This window comes from Sinorhizobium sp. KGO-5 (assembly GCF_036245905.1).
In the GTDB taxonomy this organism is placed as follows: Bacteria; Pseudomonadota; Alphaproteobacteria; order Rhizobiales; family Rhizobiaceae; genus Sinorhizobium; species Sinorhizobium meliloti_A.
This window is the reverse complement of the sequence record NZ_BDIZ01000002.1, coordinates 180,833-197,726: the sequence shown is the minus strand read 5'-3', so window position 1 is coordinate 197,726 and position 16,894 is coordinate 180,833. Positions and strand designations below refer to the sequence as shown.

At 63.3% G+C, this 16,894-nt stretch carries 17 protein-coding genes; 15 read left to right on the top strand and 2 right to left on the bottom strand.

Translation table 11 applies throughout. The annotated features are described in order from the left end of the window. Positions 1-139 precede the first annotated feature (139 nt). The 8 genes from BHD07_RS10150 (at position 140) to BHD07_RS10115 (ending at position 6,846) form a co-directional block, all read left to right on the top strand. Positions 140-802, top strand: a complete 663-nt coding sequence (locus tag BHD07_RS10150; RefSeq protein ID WP_338279672.1) for an ABC transporter permease — start codon at positions 140-142, stop codon at positions 800-802. Further along, a complete protein-coding gene (locus tag BHD07_RS10145; RefSeq protein WP_338279669.1) occupies positions 799-1,914 on the top strand; it encodes an ABC transporter ATP-binding protein in 1,116 nt (371 codons plus the stop codon). The genes BHD07_RS10150 and BHD07_RS10145 overlap by 4 nt, the downstream gene beginning before the upstream one ends. Continuing rightward, positions 1,911-2,666: an ABC transporter permease gene (locus tag BHD07_RS10140; protein ID WP_338279667.1), complete on the top strand. Its 756-nt coding sequence runs from the start codon at positions 1,911-1,913 to the stop codon at positions 2,664-2,666. The genes BHD07_RS10145 and BHD07_RS10140 overlap by 4 nt, the downstream gene beginning before the upstream one ends. A 23-nt stretch (positions 2,667-2,689) precedes the next feature. Beyond that, a complete protein-coding gene (locus BHD07_RS10135; RefSeq protein ID WP_102763212.1) occupies positions 2,690-3,580 on the top strand; it encodes a glycine betaine ABC transporter substrate-binding protein in 891 nt (296 codons plus the stop codon). A gap of 137 nt (positions 3,581-3,717) precedes the next feature. Next, positions 3,718-4,842, top strand: a complete 1,125-nt coding sequence (locus BHD07_RS10130; protein ID WP_338279664.1) for a mandelate racemase/muconate lactonizing enzyme family protein — start codon at positions 3,718-3,720, stop codon at positions 4,840-4,842. Next, the gene (locus tag BHD07_RS10125) at positions 4,839-5,843 is read left to right on the top strand and encodes an Ldh family oxidoreductase (RefSeq protein WP_338279663.1); all 1,005 of its coding nucleotides are present in this window, start codon (positions 4,839-4,841) and stop codon (positions 5,841-5,843) included. Before BHD07_RS10130 ends, BHD07_RS10125 begins: the two co-directional genes overlap by 4 nt. A 98-nt stretch (positions 5,844-5,941) precedes the next feature. Next, positions 5,942-6,331: an antitoxin Xre/MbcA/ParS toxin-binding domain-containing protein gene (locus BHD07_RS10120; RefSeq protein WP_338279661.1), complete on the top strand. Its 390-nt coding sequence runs from the start codon at positions 5,942-5,944 to the stop codon at positions 6,329-6,331. After that, the gene (locus tag BHD07_RS10115) at positions 6,328-6,846 is read left to right on the top strand and encodes an RES family NAD+ phosphorylase (RefSeq protein ID WP_338279660.1); all 519 of its coding nucleotides are present in this window, start codon (positions 6,328-6,330) and stop codon (positions 6,844-6,846) included. The genes BHD07_RS10120 and BHD07_RS10115 overlap by 4 nt, the downstream gene beginning before the upstream one ends. Here the strand turns inward: BHD07_RS10115 and BHD07_RS10110 are convergent. Continuing rightward, on the bottom strand, positions 6,828-7,871 hold the full coding sequence (locus tag BHD07_RS10110; protein ID WP_338279659.1) for an AraC family transcriptional regulator: 1,044 nt from the start codon (positions 7,869-7,871) through the stop codon (positions 6,828-6,830). The two genes, BHD07_RS10115 and BHD07_RS10110, sit on opposite strands and share 19 nt — an antisense overlap. A gap of 120 nt (positions 7,872-7,991) precedes the next feature. Between BHD07_RS10110 and BHD07_RS10105 the strand changes: the two genes are divergently transcribed. From BHD07_RS10105 to BHD07_RS10095, 3 genes are all read left to right on the top strand, one after another. Next, the gene (locus BHD07_RS10105) at positions 7,992-8,759 is read left to right on the top strand and encodes an SDR family NAD(P)-dependent oxidoreductase (RefSeq protein WP_338279655.1); all 768 of its coding nucleotides are present in this window, start codon (positions 7,992-7,994) and stop codon (positions 8,757-8,759) included. 24 nt (positions 8,760-8,783) lie between these two features. Beyond that, positions 8,784-9,974 carry an acetyl-CoA C-acyltransferase gene (locus BHD07_RS10100; RefSeq protein ID WP_338279653.1) on the top strand — a complete coding sequence of 397 codons (1,191 nt, stop codon included), beginning with the start codon at positions 8,784-8,786 and terminating at the stop codon, positions 9,972-9,974. Between the two features lie 239 nt (positions 9,975-10,213). After that, entirely contained in the window at positions 10,214-11,332 is a 1,119-nt protein-coding gene (locus BHD07_RS10095; protein WP_338279651.1) for a branched-chain amino acid ABC transporter substrate-binding protein, read from the top strand. A gap of 104 nt (positions 11,333-11,436) precedes the next feature. On the opposite strand, the gene BHD07_RS10090 is transcribed toward BHD07_RS10095, so the two are convergent. Beyond that, entirely contained in the window at positions 11,437-12,297 is an 861-nt protein-coding gene (locus BHD07_RS10090; protein ID WP_338279649.1) for a LysR family transcriptional regulator, read from the bottom strand. Positions 12,298-12,388: 91 nt separating this feature from the next. Here BHD07_RS10090 and BHD07_RS10085 point away from each other — a divergent pair, with 91 nt between their 5' ends. From BHD07_RS10085 to BHD07_RS10070, 4 genes are read left to right on the top strand one after another with little or no spacing between them, the layout of a single operon-like run. Further along, positions 12,389-13,726, top strand: coding sequence for an aspartate aminotransferase family protein (locus tag BHD07_RS10085; RefSeq protein ID WP_338279647.1), 1,338 nt, complete (start codon positions 12,389-12,391; stop codon positions 13,724-13,726). Positions 13,727-13,738: 12 nt separating this feature from the next. Further along, on the top strand, positions 13,739-14,206 hold the full coding sequence (locus tag BHD07_RS10080) for a cobalamin B12-binding domain-containing protein (protein ID WP_338279645.1): 468 nt from the start codon (positions 13,739-13,741) through the stop codon (positions 14,204-14,206). Next, positions 14,203-15,204 (top strand): methylmalonyl Co-A mutase-associated GTPase MeaB, encoded by a 1,002-nt coding sequence (meaB, locus tag BHD07_RS10075; protein WP_338279643.1) that lies wholly within the window; start codon positions 14,203-14,205, stop codon positions 15,202-15,204. The genes BHD07_RS10080 and meaB overlap by 4 nt, the downstream gene beginning before the upstream one ends. After that, entirely contained in the window at positions 15,192-16,892 is a 1,701-nt protein-coding gene (locus tag BHD07_RS10070; protein ID WP_338279642.1) for a methylmalonyl-CoA mutase family protein, read from the top strand. The genes meaB and BHD07_RS10070 overlap by 13 nt, the downstream gene beginning before the upstream one ends. Positions 16,893-16,894: the final 2 nt, after the last annotated feature.

The window sequence follows — 16,894 nt, the reverse complement described above, 5'->3', positions numbered from 1 at the left end:
GACAGGGGCGCGCATCAGTGCGGAAGGCCGGGTGTCCCGCCTGCCGCCCGCTCTGATTTTTTGGAATCGGTCACGCACGGTTCAGGTCGAATCCGACCGAGACATCGTGACCCAGTTTAGGAAAGGCAGGCCGCAACGAATGGAGATCATACGGTTCATCATCGACAATCTGGACGTCATAGGCACGCGGACGATCGAGCACATTTCGATCGTCTTCCTGGCGGTCGGGATTGCGATCGCGACGGCCGTGCCGATCGGGATTGCGATCACGCAGTCGAAGAGCACGGCCGATACCGTCCTCTATCTCGCGTCGATGATGATCACCGTTCCCTCGATTGCGCTGTTCGGCCTGATGATCCCGCTGCTCTCGCCGATCGGCCACGGCATCGGCTATGTCCCGGCGGTCGTAGCCGTCATTCTCTATTCCCAGCTTCCCATCATCCGCAACACCTACACCGCCATCACCAATGTCGATCCGTCTCTTCGAGAGGCCGCGAAAGGCATGGGGATGAGCACCTGGCAACGTCTGCACCAGGTCGAAATCCCGCTTGCCATTCCCGTCATAATGGCCGGGGTCAGGACGGCCGTCGTCATGAACATCGGCGTGACGGCGATCGCGGCTTATATCGGCGCGGGCGGCCTCGGCACGTTCATCTCGCGCGGCATCAGCCAGTCCGATCCCCGACAGCTGGTGACCGGGGCGCTGGCGGTCTCGCTGCTTGCGATCGCAGCCGACCTGTTCCTCGCGCTCGTACAGCGCCTTCTCACGTCACGCGGTATCCAGGGGGAGGTCACGCCATGATCCGGCTCGAAAATCTGACGAAACACTACGGCCCGGCGCACGATCCCCTCATTGCCGTCGACAGTGTAAGTCTGGACTTACCAACCGGAGAGATCTGCGTGCTGCTCGGCCCTTCGGGGTGCGGCAAGACGACGACGATGAAGATGATCAACCGGCTGATCCAGCCCACCAGCGGCAAGGTCTTCATCAACGGCAAGGACACGAGCACCATCGATCCGATCAAGCTGCGGCGGAGCATCGGCTATGTGATCCAGCAGATCGGCCTTTTCCCGAACAAGACGATCGAGGAAAATATCTGTGTCGTGCCAGACCTCCTCGGCTGGGATCGCCGCAAGTCGCGCGACCGCGCCAAAGAGCTCCTCGAGCTTGTCGGTCTCCAGCCCGACCTTTTCCTCACGCGCTATCCGAAGGAACTTTCCGGCGGCCAGCAGCAGCGTGTCGGCGTCCTGCGCGCGCTGGCGGCCGATCCGCCGGTCATGCTGATGGACGAACCGTTCGGGGCGATCGATCCGATCAACCGCGAAGTCATCCAGGAAGAATTTCTGAAGATGCAGCGGGAGATCCGCAAGACGATCATCTTCGTCTCGCACGATCTCGACGAAGCGGTGAAGATGGCGGACAAGATCGCGATCTTCCGCAGCGGCAGGCTCGAACAATATGCCGCGCCCGACGAGTTGCTCGCCCGTCCCGCCAACAGCTTCATCGAAGACTTCCTGGGCTCCGACCGGGCACTCAAGCGGCTGAGGCTCGTCTCGGTGCGCGACGCCATGGAGACGGGTTTCATCACGGTCCGGAGCTCGGACTCGGTCGAACATGCGCTTGAGCGCATGCGATCGTCGCGCAGCGCTGCAGTCTTCGTTCTGAACGCCGACGGCGCACCGCAATCTCTCTTGAGCGAGCAGGTGGCGGAGCTGCGCTCCGGTACGGTGGGCGATCATGCGGAACCGGTAAAGTCCGCCGTCCCGACCACCGGCGATCTCAGGCAGGCCGTGTCGATGATGTTCGCACACGACATGGCGCTGCTGCCCTGCGTCGACGAGGGCGGACGGATGGCGGGCGTGATGAGCTACCGTTCCATCGTGCACAATCTCGGCCATGGAGGGAAGGCATGAGCGCTCTCGCCGGCCAGGCCGCACCGCAGCATCGCCGCCGGATCGAGACCGCACCGATGATCGTTCTCGTCGTGCTGGCCGCAACCGTCGCCTGGCTGTGGTGGAGCGGCATGGCGGAGGAAATCCTCGCCTATTCCGACGACATTTCCTATCTCGCCGTGCAGCATCTGGAGCTGGTCGCCTGGGCGGGAGGGCTCGCCATCCTTGTGGCCGTACCGGTCGGCATCGTCCTTTCACGGCCTGCCTTCCGCCTCGTTTCGGAAGCCGTGATGCAGATCTTCAATATCGGCAGCACCGTGCCGACGCTCGCGATCCTGGCGCTTTCGATGACGCTGCTCGGGATCGGTACGGTGCCCGCGGTGTTCGGCCTCTGGGCGGCCACCCTCCTGCCGATCGTGCGCAACACCTATGCCGGCCTGCGCGCCGTGCCGCCGCACCTTGTGGAGGCCGCAACCGGGATGGGCATGACGCCGCGGCAGGTTCTGTGGCGCGTCGAACTTCCAAACGCCCTCTTCGTGATCTTCGGCGGCATCCGCACGGCGCTCGCGATCTGCGTCGGCTCGGCGCCCCTGGTCTTTCTGATCGGCGCGGGCGGGCTTGGCGAACTGATCTTCACCGGGATCTCGCTGGACGAACTCCCGATGATGATGGCCGGGGCCATTCCCACGGCAATGCTCGCAGTCCTGGTCGATTTCATCGTCGGCCAGATTCAGTACTACCTCGTTCCACGGGGCATCAATCCGCTACGATAACAAAATGAGAGAGAGGAACTGAAATGAACTTCGCACCGAAACTTGCCAAGACCCTTCTGTCGGCGGCCGCCATTGCGCTCGTCACGACGACTGCCTGGGCCGCCAGCCTTACCGTCGGCGGCAAAAACTTCACCGAGCAGCTGATCATCGCAGAGATCACCAAGCAGCTCCTTCAGAGCAAGGGCCACACGGTCGACAAGAAAGACGGCATGGGCACGAAGATCGTTCGCGCCGCACTGGAGAACGGCGAGGTCGATCTCTACTGGGAGTATACGGGGACGTCGCTCATCACCTTCAACAAGGTGACGGAACGGCTTTCGCCGGAGGAGACCTACAACCGCGTCAAGGAACTCGACGGTGAGAAAGGCCTCGTCTGGCTGGCGCCGTCCGCGGCGAACAACACCTACGCCTATGTCATCAAGCCGGGCAACGCCAAGACGGACGGCATGGAGACGATCTCCGACCTCGCCAAGGCGTATAACGACGGCAAGGATGTCCTCATGGGCACGACGGCCGAATTTCCGAAGCGTCCGGACGGCCTGATCGGTTTGGAGAAGGTCTACGGTTTCGAAACCGGTCGGGCCAATATCAGGCCGATGGATCTTGGTCTCGCCTATAACGCTCTCGCCAATGGCGATCTCGACACGATCGCCGCGCAGGCGACCGACGGCCAGATCGCGGCGCTCGGATTGAAGACGCTGAAGGACGACAAGGGCTTCTTCCCCAACTATGCGCTGACCCCCGTCGTGCGCAAGGAAGTGCTCGACGCGAATCCGGATCTCAAGGAAACGCTCGAAGCGGTCTCGAAGAAGCTCGATGACGCCACGATGCAGCGTTTGAACAGCCAGGTCGATGTGGAGAAGAAGACCATCGAAACGGTCGCCGCCGACTATCTGAAGTCGCTCGGCATGTAAACGCGCCGCATCTATCGACGAACGTCTCGTCCCGCCTGCAGGTTTTCTGCCGGCGGGCGGGAAGGGTGCGTGCCGGAGAACCGGGCGCAGATATACGGGACCGGCCGTGCCGGCCGTCTTTTCGAGGAACTCCGAGAATGGTCAAGATATCAAACGTCCGCGTCCGCCCGCTGGTACTGCCGCTCAAACAGCCCTACCACTGGTCCTACGGCATCCGTGAATCCTTCGCGGTCAACCTCATCGAGATCGAGGCAGATGACGGCACGGTAGGGGTCGGCGAGTGCACGGTCGCGCCGGACCAGACCGGTACGGCGGCTATCCTATATCGCCTCGCCAAGCACCTCGTCGGCCATTCGCCCCATGATGTGGCGCCACTCCTCGCGCGCATCTTCCACCAGGAATATCTCGGACACGGCGCCAATATCATGCGGGCGGCCAATCAGATATTTTCCGGAATCGACATGGCCATGTGGGATCTGCAGGGCAAACTCGCCGGCCTGCCGGTCCACCAGCTGCTCGGGGGGGCTCACCGGAAGGTGGTCGGCTACTTCTATTTCCTGCAGGGGGAGACCGCCGAGGAGCTTGCGCGCGATGCCGCGGTGGGTCATGCCCAGGGCGAACGGGTCTTCTATCTCAAGGTCGGTCGCGGCGAAAAGCTCGACCTGGAGATCACCGCGGCGGTTCGCCGCGAGATCGGCGACGCGCGCCTGCGCCTCGATGCAAACGAAGGCTGGAGCGTCCATGACGCGATCAACATGTGCCGAAAGCTCGAAAAATTCGACATCGAGTTCATCGAGCAGCCAACGGTGAGCTGGAGCATTCCGGCCATGGCGCATGTCCGCGAGAAAGTCGGTATCCCGATCGTTGCGGATCAGGCCGCCTTTACGCTCTACGACGTCTATGAGATATGCCGCCAGCGTGCTGCGGACATGATCTGCATCGGCCCGCGTGAAATCGGCGGCATACAGCCGATGATGAAGGCGGCAGCCGTGGCGGAGGCCGCCGGACTGAAGATCTGCATCCATTCTTCCTTTACCACCGGCATCACCACCTGCGCGGAACACCACATAGGGCTCGCCATTCCCAATCTCGACGACGGTAACCAGATCATGTGGCAGCTCGTCCAGAAGGATATCGTCTCCTCGCCCGACCTGGCCCCCAAAAAAGGCTGGCTGGGCGCCTTCACGAAGCCTGGACTCGGTTTCCAGCTCGCCGAAGACCTGGTCGCCGAAGGCGAAAGACGCTACGCAGCAAGTCGATGACACCGGTCGAAACCTCCCGTGAAGAGATCGAGGCAGTTTGCCTCAAGGCGCTGGCGGCCCATGGTGCGGCAGCCGAAAACGCACGCGCCGTGGCGAGCGCGATCGCCACCGCGGAGGCCGACGGCAATCGCGTCTGCGGCCTTTACTACCTGCCGATCTTCTGCAGGCACCTGGCGATCGGAAAGGTCGCTGGAGAAGCCGTTCCCGAGGTGACGACGCGCGGTGTGACGGTCACGGTCGACGCGAGATCCGGCTTCGCACATCCCGCCATTGCCGCCGGTACGCCGGTCCTGATCGACCTCGCACGCCAAGCGGGCCTCGCGGCAATGGCGGTGCGCAACTCCTATAATTGCCTCGCCCTCGGTCATCACGTCCGGCCCCTTGCCGACGCCGGCCTGATCGGCATCTGCGTTTCGAATGCGCCTGCCTCCGTTGCGCCGCCGGGGGCGACGCGGGCGCTCTTCGGCACGAACCCGCTTGCCTTCGCCGTACCTTCGAAAGAAGGGGCTCCGGCAATCGTCGTCGACCAGAGCATGAGTGCCGTCACCAAGACCGAGATGATCCTGCGCCGCGATCGCGGCGAGGCAATCCCGATCGGCTGGGCGCAGGACGGGAACGGCCAGCCGACGACCGACGCGGCCATCGGGCTGGAAGGCTCGCTGCTGCCCGCCGGCGGTCGCAAGGGCGCCAATATCGCCCTTCTCGTGGAGATCCTTGCTGCCGCCCTGACCGGTTCTGCCCTCAGCACGGAGGCGAGCGCCTTCGGAAGCGACGAGGGTGGGCCGCCGCATGTCGGCCAATTCCTGATCGCCATCGACCCTGGCCACTTCGCCGCCGATCGCTTCTGCGAAGCGATGGATGATCTGGTCGCCTCCCATGGCGCCGCCGGCGTAAGGCTTCCCGGCCATTCCGGACGAAAGCAGCCCGTTTTCGTCGATGCCGATCTCTGGAAGAAGGCGGTTTCGCTTTCGGAATCGAAGGACGGTCGGAATCCTCGTTAGAGGTGAAAGCGATTATCGATGGATCGTGTCTATCTTGCGAAATCGCGTTCGCTGCCATATATTTTGCACAGGAAATGTGTTCTTGGATATGACGCAACATGGCTCAGTCTCATAAGACCCAAAGCGATGGCGGACCGCTGATACTGTCCTACATGGACAAGGGCGGAAAGATCGCGGTTCAGCAGGTCGCGGACGGCTTCGGCATGTCGAAAACGCAACTTGCGGAAACGGCCGGGCTTGCGCGTGAAACGCTCTACCGGCTGGAGCGCAGCCGGGCGACGAAGACGCAGAACCGCCTCCGCGAAATGCTCGAGATCATCAGCCGCGTCACCGACTGGGCGGGCGGCAAGGAGCAGGCAATGGCGTGGTATCGCGCCCAGCCCCTCCCGGCATTCGGCGGACGAACGGCCGAAGCTCTGGTGAAGGACGGCAAGGCAGCGGCCGTGCGTGATTATCTCGACCACATGGCCCTCGGGGGCTTTGCTTGAGGTTCACCGGAACCTGCTATCGCGCGCATGATCCACGTTGGGCTTTCAAACCTACATCCGGCGATGGCGCGGCAATAAAGGGCGCGCGCTTCAACCCGAAGGGCGTGAAGACGCTTTACCTTGCACTCAGCATCATGACAGCGGTCAAGGAGGCCAATCAGGGCTTCGCCCATCGTATCGATCCTTGCGTGCTTTGCTCCTACGACATCGATTGCGCCGACATCGCTGATCTGACGACGGAGAGGGGGAGGGCGGAACACGGGGTATCGCTGGAGGAGATGGCCTGCAGCTGGGCGGGCGCGCTTGCCGAGGGGAGGCGTCCGGCTTCCTGGGCCATTTACGACCGTCTTCATCCGCGCGGGACCGCCGGCATCCTGGTTCCGAGTTTCGCACCGGGGACCGAAGCGGGAGACCGGAATCTCGTACTTTGGACGTGGGGACCGGATCTGCCGCATCGCGTCGACGTGTACGATCCAAGTGGCCGGCTGCCTAAAGATCAGCTCTCCTGGGGCTGACTGCGTTTCCGTGGTGAAGTGCTTTCCGCGAAATCCGTCCGCGTCGCATTGCGCCGGAATTGCGCCGGGGACTTTCCGGTCCATTTCCGGAATGCGCGGTGAAAGGCGCTCGGCTCGGAAAAGCCGAGCTCGACGGCAAGCTGGGCCACATTCGTCCGGCCGTCGGCGAGGGCTTCCATCGCAAGCGCCCGGCGCAGGTCCTCCTTGATCGATCGATAGGTCTGGCCCTCCTGCTTCAATCTGCGTCGAAGGGTCGGCGCTGCAATCCGCATGCGCGCGGCAAGCGCCTCGAAACCCGGCCAGGCGGACGGAGCCGTGGCATGGAGCCGCTGGCGTATTGCCGCGGACAATCCTGCGTCGTGGCGATAGCGCACGAGAATATTTGCAGGCGCATGCCGGAGGAAGTGCTTCAGTGCCCGCTCGTCACGAATGGGCGCCAGTTTCAGGTACTCGGCATCGAAAACGAGCCGCGTCCGGGGCTGATCAAAGTGGACGGGCGCGCCGAAGAAGAGCCGATAATCGGTTCCGGCGGGGGGCGCACTGCAACGGAAGTCGACCCAGCGGATCGGAAGCCGGCGTCCGATCAGCCAGCAATTGACGCCATGCAGGATGATCCAGAAGGTACGATAGGCGAAGGCGGAGCGCGTCGCGCCGGCGTCCTTCAGGACAATCTGTGCCAGACCGTTTTCGACGACCAGCTCGCCATGCGGTTCCTCGAGGACCACCCTGAGGAAGCGCAGCGCTCGCCGCAGCGCATGTTCGAGCGTCACGGTCGAAAGAATGGCGTGGCACAGCAATGCGAAGCTCCCAGCGCGCATCGGCCGGGCGCCCTCGCCGAAAAACTCGTCATCCATCGCCTGTGCCACCGCATGCCAGAAGGCGCCGTATTGTTCGGCCGAAACCGGGCCGGTGACGACGGATGGCAGGCCGGCTTGTGCAAGGAGGGGTTCGGCATCCACTCCATGACGCCGCAGGCATTCGAGCGTATCGTCCATGAAACATGGGGCGATCATCCGGCGTTCCATGGGCGACGTCCCTCTCGTCGAACATTGCAAAAGCGATCACGTAATCTGAGTCATTCGGTCATTGCATACCATATTTCTCCTCTGCATCATCCCGGGTGGAAAAAGTTGGAGCCGGAGCCTATGCAACTCAAGGGCCGCGTCTTTATCGTCACGGGGGCCAGTTCCGGACTGGGCGCGGCTGTGACGCGCATGCTGGCTCAGGAGGGCGCGAGAGTGCTGGGGCTCGACCTGAAGCCTCAAGCGGGAGAGGCGCTTGCCGCCGAACTCGGCGCGGCGGTGTGCTTCCGAAATGCCGACGTGACGAGTGAGGCCGACGCCACCGCCGCTCTGGCGTTCGCGAAACAGGAATTAGGGCACGTCCACGGATTGGTGAATTGTGCCGGCACTGCGCCCGGCGAGAAGATTCTCGGCAGGAGCGGCCCGCACGCACTGGGCAGTTTCGCCCGCACGGTCGCCGTCAATCTGATCGGGACATTCAACATGATACGGCTTGCCGCCGAGGTCATGTCGCAGGGAGTGCCGGACACCGACGGAGAGCGGGGGGTGATCGTCAATACCGCCTCGATCGCCGCTTTCGACGGGCAAATCGGCCAGGCCGCCTACGCTGCGTCGAAAGGCGGCGTCGCCGCGCTGACGCTTCCGGCCGCGCGCGAGCTCGCGCGTTTTGGAATTCGCGTCGTCACCATTGCGCCTGGCATCTTCGATACGCCGATGATGGCCGGTATGCCTCAGGATGTTCAGGACGCGCTCGCGGCAAGTGTGCCCTTTCCTCCGCGTCTTGGTCGGGCCGAGGAATATGCCGCCCTCGTGAAGCATATTTGCGAGAATACGATGCTTAATGGCGAGGTCATCCGCCTCGACGGGGCTTTGCGCATGGCGCCCCGGTAAGCATGGCCATGCAGGGAGGTTCGAATGAACAAGCAGGATCCTGTGGTCATCGTCGGGCAGGCCCGAACCCCGCTTGGCAGTTTCCAAGGTGAGTTGAGGGACCTTTGCGCCGCCGAGTTAGGGGCGGCCGCGATTGCCGATGCTCTGAAACGCGCCGGACTTGCGCCGGATGCGGTCGATGAGGTGATGTTCGGTTGTGTCCTGACCGCGGGACAGGGACAGGCGCCAGCCCGTCAGGCTGCGCTCGCTGCGGGTGTTCCTCCCGGCGTCGGCGCGACCACCGTCAACAAGATGTGTGGTTCGGGCATGAAGGCGACGATGCTGGCACATGACCTGATCAAGGCAGATTCCGCCTCGATCGTGGTTGCGGGCGGCATGGAGAGCATGACCAATGCCCCCTATCTGCTCGACCGCGCGCGGCAGGGCTATCGCATCGGGCACCAGAAGGTACTGGACCACATGTTCCTCGATGGCCTCGAGGATGCCTATGACAAGGGGCGCCTGATGGGCACCTTTGCCGAGGATTGCGCCGAAGCCTACCAATTCACCCGCAGCGCCCAGGATGAGTATGCCATTGCGTCCCTTGAGAAGGCGCAAAAGGCAAGTGCCGACGGCAGCTTTGCGGAGGAGATCGTCCCCCTGAACATCGCCTCGGGCAAGGGGGAGCGAACCGTCAGCCTGGACGAGCAACCGCAAAAGGCGCGGCTCGACAAGATTCCCCTGTTGAAACCGGCTTTTCGCGACGGCGGCACGATCACGGCTGCCAATGCCTCTTCGATTTCGGACGGCGCGGCGGCGCTGGTGCTGATGCGCCGGTCGGCGGCGGATCAAAAGGGCATCGCGCCTCTGGCGACGATCTGCGGTCACTCCACCCATGCGGATGCCCCCAGTCTCTTTCCGACGGCGCCGATCGGAGCGATCAAGGCACTCTGCCTGCGCATCGGCTGGGACATCGGTGAGGTCGATCTCTTCGAAATCAACGAGGCCTTTGCCGTCGTGCCGATGGCGGCAATGCGCGAACTGGACCTTGCCGCGGAAAAGGTGAACGTCCACGGCGGCGCCTGCGCACTGGGCCATCCAATCGGCGCCTCGGGCGCCCGGGTGATCGTCACGCTCGTCAATGCGCTGCGCCGCCGGGGCCTCAGACGCGGCATAGCTTCCGTCTGTATCGGCGGCGGCGAGGCGACCGCAGTGGCGGTGGAGATATCAGGCTGAGGGAGGACAGCGCGCAGCACGCTACGGGCGGCGCGCTTAGCAGGTGGAGGGTGGCGGGCATTGGCGGGCGCCGATGCCTCGGAGAAATAGAAGAGGCCCGTCCAGGGAACGATACGATCCAAAGTCGCCGGTACGGAATGCCTGACGCGTATCTCTGCGCGCCAGACGGCTTTCTGCGTCACGAGTGGGCAGCGCAGGAGGCTTCATCGGGGGCCCGCAGCAGTACTGGGAGCGCAACAATGAAGAAACTACTCTTGTCCGCCGTGGTCGCGACGTCGATCGTCGCACCCGGAGGCACTGCCTGGGCCGACATCCTGATCGGTGTCGCCGGTCCGGTCACGGGTCCGAACGCTGCTTTCGGAGCGCAGTTCGTCAAGGGCGCGGAACGTGCCGTTGCCAATGTCAACGCCGCCGGCGGTGTGCTTGGCGAAAAGCTCAAGATCGTCATCGGAGACGACGTTTCGGACCCCAAGCAGGGCATTTCGGTTGCCAACAAGTTCGTCGCGGACGGCGTCCGCTACGTCGTGGGGCATTACAATTCCGGCGTATCGATCCCCGCTTCGGAAGTCTATGCGGAAAACGGTGTGCTCCAGATCACGCCCGCATCGACAAATCCGCAGTTCACCGAGCGCGGCCTTTGGAACACGTTCCGCACCTGCGGGCGTGACGACCAGCAGGGCAAGGTCGCGGGCGAGTACATCGCCGCCAATTTTCACGGGGACAAGATAGCGATCGTTCACGACAAGACGCCCTACGGGCAAGGTATCGTCGACGTGGCGAAGCAGGTGCTGAACGGCTCAGGCATCGAAGAAGTGCTTTACGAGGGAATTACCGCCGGAGAGAAAGACTTCTCGGCGCTGATCGCCAAGATGAAGAATGCCGGCGTGACGCTCATCTACTTCGGAGGACTGCATACCGAGGCCGGCCTGATCATGCGACAGTCCGCCGATCAGGGGCTCGGCGCCACCCTCTTTTCCGGCGACGGCATGGTTTCGAGCGAACTGGCATCGATCGCCGGCGACGCAGTCGTCGGGACGCTGAACACCTTCGCTCCCGATCCGCGGCGCAATCCGGCCGCCAACGAGGTGGTCGAAACCTTCCGAGCCGCCGGCTTCGAGCCGGAAGCCTATACGCTCTACGCCTATATCGCCGTGCAGATCGTTGCCGCGGCCATCGAGAAAACGGGTTCGGCCGACGACGCGCAGAAGGTCGCCGAAACCATCAAGGCGGGCGGACCGTGGTCGACCGTCCTGGGTGAGATCGGTTATGACGACAAGGGCGATATCACGCGTCCGGATTATGTGATCTACGAATGGAAAAAGGGCGAGGACGGAAGGCCGACCTATTTTCAGAAATAGAGCACCGGCGGTTGCATGAAGTGCGGCGTTCGTGAACATCATGGCTGCGGCAGGAGAGGGGCCTGCCGCAGCCATGATCCGGCGACGGAATTCAGATCCATATCTCAAAGCGTTGGCAAGACCGCCCGAACATGTTCGGCGAAGGCCGCGACCGCGGGAGATTGGTGGTCGGCGTCAGCGAACGCCAGCAAGATGCCCAGATGCGGCAGGTCCGGAAGCGGCGCATTCAGGATGTGGAGATCCGGCGGAACGGCTTCCTGCGTCATGACGCTGACGGCAAGTCCGGAGCGTGCAAGACCGATCAGACCAGCAAGACTGTTGCTCGCATAGGCTATCTTGTAGCGCAATCCGGCGCGCGCCATCGCCTCCCGGGCTGCGCGATGGTCCATGGCGTTCGACGCCGGCAGGGCCAGGGGCACCGTGTCGCCGAAATCATGCAGCTCCAGTGCCGGCTTGCTGCCGACCCAGGCGAGCGGCTCCGTTCTGATGATGGTTTCGACGTCGTTCAGGTTGGGTGTCGAAACGAGCGCGAGATCGACCTTGTGCGATTGCAGAAGCGCCCGCAATTCGGCCGTGGGAGCGGATACGACCTTGATTTCGACGTCGGGGTATTTTGTGCCGAAGCTACTCAGGAGCGCCGGAAAGAAGGATATCAGATAGTCCTCCGGACTGCCGAAAACCATGGAGCCGTGCAAACCCTTTTCGGAAAAGGCCGACACCGCCTCGTCGTGCATTTTCAGGATGCGTTCGGCATGAGCGAGGAAGCGTTCGCCGCTGCCGGTGAGCCGAACACCGCTGCCGCTGCGATGCAGCAGGCTCTGGCCGAGCATCTCCTCGAGCCTCTGCATCTGCATCGTGACCGCGGATTGCGTACGCCCGACCTGCACCGCCGTCGCGCTCAGCGACCCGGAATGGGCAGCATGCACGAAGGTGATCAGCAGGCGAAGGTCGAGCGGTCCGTGCATATCAGTTTTCCTTATATCTGAACCCCAATACTATCAATTTTACACAGAACTTGTCAGCCGCTATCGATTCCCAGGTGTTTGGAGGCTTACAATGTCGAACAATCAGGATCCCGCCTTCTGGGCGGCCGCGAGCAGGCATCTGATACGCTATGGCGGGAGCTTCGACCCGGCGATCATCGAGCGGGCCCGGGGCTCCTTCGTTTTCGATGCGGACGATCGGCCTATCCTCGACTTCACATCGGGACAGATGAGCGCGTTGGTCGGCCATTCCCATCCGCGGATCGTCGAAACCGTCCAGCGACAGATGGAAAAGGTCGCGCATTTGTTCAGCGGAATGCTGTCGCGGCCTGTCGTCGACCTGGCAGAGCGCCTGGCCGCGCTGGCGCCCGGCCTCGACCGGGTCATGCTGCTTTCGACCGGGGCCGAGTCCAACGAGGCGGCGATCCGCATGGCCAAGCTGGTCACCGGCAGGCATGAAATCGTCGCCTTCTCCAAAAGCTGGCACGGCATGACGGGCGCGGCGAGTTCCGCCACGTACAGTGCCGGCCGCAGGGGATATGGCCCCGCGATGGTCGGCTCGCTCACCATTCCCGCGCCCAACGCGTTCCGTCCGCGCTTTCGCCATCCGGACGGCAGCCTCGACTGGGAGACGGAACTGGAGGATGCCTTCGCGCTCATAGACAGCCAGTCGACCGGCAGCCTCGCCGCCTTCATAGCCGAGCCGATCCTGTCGAGCGGCGGAATGCTCGAATTGCCGCAGGGCTATCTCGCAGCGCTGAAGGAGAAATGCCACGCGCGCGGAATGCTGCTCATTCTGGACGAGGCGCAAACCGGGATCGGCCGGACCGGCAGCATGTTCGCATTCCAGCGCGATGGCGTCACGCCCGACATACTCACGCTTTCGAAGACGATCGGCGCCGGCTTGCCGCTTTCCGCCGTGATGACGACCGCCGAGATCGAAGACGCGGCACATGAGAAGGGTTTTCTCTTCTACACGACGCATGTCTCGGATCCCTTGCCGGCCGCGGTAGGGCTGGCCGTGCTCGATGTCGTTGCCGAGGAAGGGCTCGTCGACCGCGCCCGCCTGACAGGCGCGAAGCTCTTCGACGGACTGTCGCAACTGAAGCAGAGGTTCGAATGCGTCGGCGACGTTCGCGGCCGCGGCCTCATGCTCGGCGTCGAGATCGTTAAGCCGGGCCCGAGCAGGAGCGCCGATCACGAGCTTGGCGGCAGGATCGCCGCCGAGGCTTTCCGCCGGGGATTGAGCATGAACATCGTCAAGCTTCCCGGCATGGGCGGCGTGTTCCGCATCGCGCCGCCGTTGACGATTTCCGAGGAGGAGATCGACCTCGGGCTGGGCATCATCACGCAGTCCATCGAGGCGGCTCTGTCCCTCGGCGCGGGCCTTCCCGATCTTGCGGCAGAATAGGGAAGGCAGCCGATGACCGAAACGAATCGCACCGGCGGTGGCCTTGGCGACGGAGCCGGAACTCCGTCGCACGCGGCCGACACCATTCGTGTCCTTGTCGCCAAGCTGGGCCTCGATGGCCATGACCGCGGCGCCAAAGTGGTGGCCCGCATTCTGCGCGATGCCGGCATGGAAGTGGTCTATACGGGGCTCTACAAGTCGCCGAAGGACGTCGTCGCGGCGGCGATCCAGGAGGATGTCGACGTCATCGGCGTCAGCCTTCTTTCGGGGTCGCATGTCCCGCTGTTTCGCGAATTGTGCCGCTGCCTTCGCGAGGAGGGCGCCGAGCACGTTCTCGTGGTCGCCGGCGGCGTGATCCCCGAGCAGGACTATCCCGCCTTGCTGGAATGCGGCGTCGATGCGATCGTTCCGCAGGAGGCGCGTGCGGAGGTGATCGTCACGGCGATTGCCGACCTCGTTGCCGCCCGTGGCCGCATATGACCGTTGTCACGCAGCCCGGATCGGCGAAGCGCGGGGTCTACACGCCCTCCACGGAGTTGGCCGAGGACGTCCTGGCCGGGCGGCCGATCGCCATTGCCCGGATGATTTCCCGCGCCGAAGAGGGGCACAGGGAAGCGGCCTTTGCCCTGGGCGAACTCTACAAGCGCGGTGGAAGAGCTCATGTCGTCGGGATTACCGGCGTCCCGGGCGCAGGCAAGTCCACGCTCGTTTCCGCCCTGATCAAGGCCTATGCCGCCGAAGGCCACAAGGTCGGCGTCATTGCGGTCGATCCGAGCAGCCCGTTTTCGGGTGGCGCAATACTGGGCGATCGCGTCCGGATGAGCGATGCGGCCGCAGCGGGCAATGCCTTCGTGCGCAGCATGGCGACCCGAGGTCACCTCGGCGGACTGGCGCGCTCGACACTCCAGGCCGTCGATATCCTCGACGCGGCGGGTTATTCGCCGATCATCATCGAAACGGTCGGAGTGGGACAAGACGAGGTGGAGGTGGTCGCGGCGGCGCACACGATCCTCGTCCTGTCCGCGCCCGGCCTCGGTGACGACATACAGGCGATCAAGGCCGGCATCCTGGAAATCGCGGACATCCACGCCGTCAGCAAATGCGACAAGCCCGAGGCATCGGCAACGGTGTCGGCGCTTCGGGGGATGATGGCGCTTGGCGGAGACGGCACCGGTTCGGACTGGAAGCCGCCTGTCCTGCCGGTCAGCTCCGTTTCGGGCGAACGCATCCGCGAATTGAAGAACACCATCGGGGAGCACTGGGGGCATCTGAACGGAAGTGGCGAACTGGCCGACCGTCAGCGCAACATCTGCAGGACGCGCATTCTCGGAACGGCCAGGCACCTGTTTCAGCAGAAATTTCAGCGGGAGCCAGAGACGCTCGAGCGGCATGTTCGGGCCGTGGCGGACCGGCGGATCGATCCGTCCGTCGCCGCGCGCGCTCTGCTGGGTTGGGAGGATGACTCATGGACGACGTGAAACTGTTCTCGGGAGCGGCGATCGAAGACATCCGGCGAAGACAGACCGAATGGGAGGAGGGCGCTTTAGCCGCCGCTCTCGAAAGGCGGCCGGAGGAGAAGCCGGTGTTTGAGACGGAATGCGGCATCCCGCTGAAGCGGGTCTATACGGCGGCCGACATTGCCGATATTCCCGCAAGCGAGCTCGGTTTTCCGGGCGCCTATCCCTTCACGCGGGGCGTCTATCCGACCATGTATCGGGGCCGGACCTGGACCATCCGCCAGGTCGCCGGCTTCGGCAACCCCGAGGCGACCAACCAGCGCTACAAATACATGATCCAGACGGGTCAGACCGGTCTTTCGACCGATTTCGACCTTCCGACTTTGCTGGGGCTCGATTCCGACGACCCTATGGCCTTCGGCGAGGTCGGGCGTGTCGGCGTCGCCATCGACACGGTGGACGACGTCGACCGCCTGTTCGACGGCATCGACCTCGAGAAGATCTCGGTCTCTCTCACCATAAATCCCTCAGCCTGGGTCATCTACGCCATGTTCGTCACGGTGGCGGAACAGCGTGGTTGCGACCTGCATAAGCTCACCGGCACGCTGCAGGCCGACCCGCTCAAGGAATACGTTGCCCAGAAGGAATGGATCTACCCGGTCCGGCCGGCCGTCCGGCTGCTGCGCGACCTCATCATGCACAGCGCCTGCGCCACCCCGAAGATCAATCCCGTCAGCCTCAGCGGATATCACCTCTCGGATGTCGGCGGGAACGCGCTTCAGGAAATCGCTTTCATCATGGCTTTCACCATCGCCTATTGCGAAGAGGTGACCAAGGCCGGCATGGATATCGACGAGTTTGCCCCTCGCCTGTCGTTCTTCTTCATCAGTCATCAGGACTTCTTCGAGCAGATCTGCAAGTTCCGGGCCGCGCGGCGCGTCTATGCCAAGATCATGTCGGAGCGCTTCGGCGCACGCAGACCGGAGTCCATGCGTCTGCGCGTGCATGTGCAGACCGCTGCCATGAGCCTGACCAAGGTCGAGCACCACAACAACCTCATGCGAACCGCCATTCAGGCGCTCGGCGCCGTGCTCGGGGGATGCCAGAGCATGCATACCAACGGTCTGGACGAGGCTTTCGCCATCCCGACCGAGGAGGCGATGAAGCTCGCCATCCGAACCCAGCAGATCATCCGCGAAGAGATCAACGTGACCTCGGTGATCGATCCTCTCGGCGGCTCCTACTTCATCGAGCGGCTGACGAAGGACATGGAGGGCGAAGTCTGGAAGATGCTCGATGAAATCGACGAACGGGGCGGCGCGATCAAGCTGGTGGAGGAGGGGTGGTTCCAGCAGAAGCTCGCCGACTCCGCCTATGCGACCTTCAAGAAAATCGACTCGGGAGAAAAGATTTCGGTCGGCGTGAACAAATACGCCGATCCGGCGACCAGTACGGCGGATGTGCACATTCATCCTTATGACGAGCATTGCACGCAGCTGCAAATCGACCGTCTGAACGCCGTGAGGGCGAACCGTGACAACGGGCGCGTCCAGCGCCTCCTGAAGGAGCTTGCCGAGCAGGCGCAATACGAAGACGTCAATCTGCTGCCGAAAACGATCGAACTGGTGAAGGCCAAGGCGACGCTCGGTGAGATCTGCGGCGCTCTTCGGGAGGTCTGGGGCTCCTATGCCGAGCCGATGATCGTGTGAGG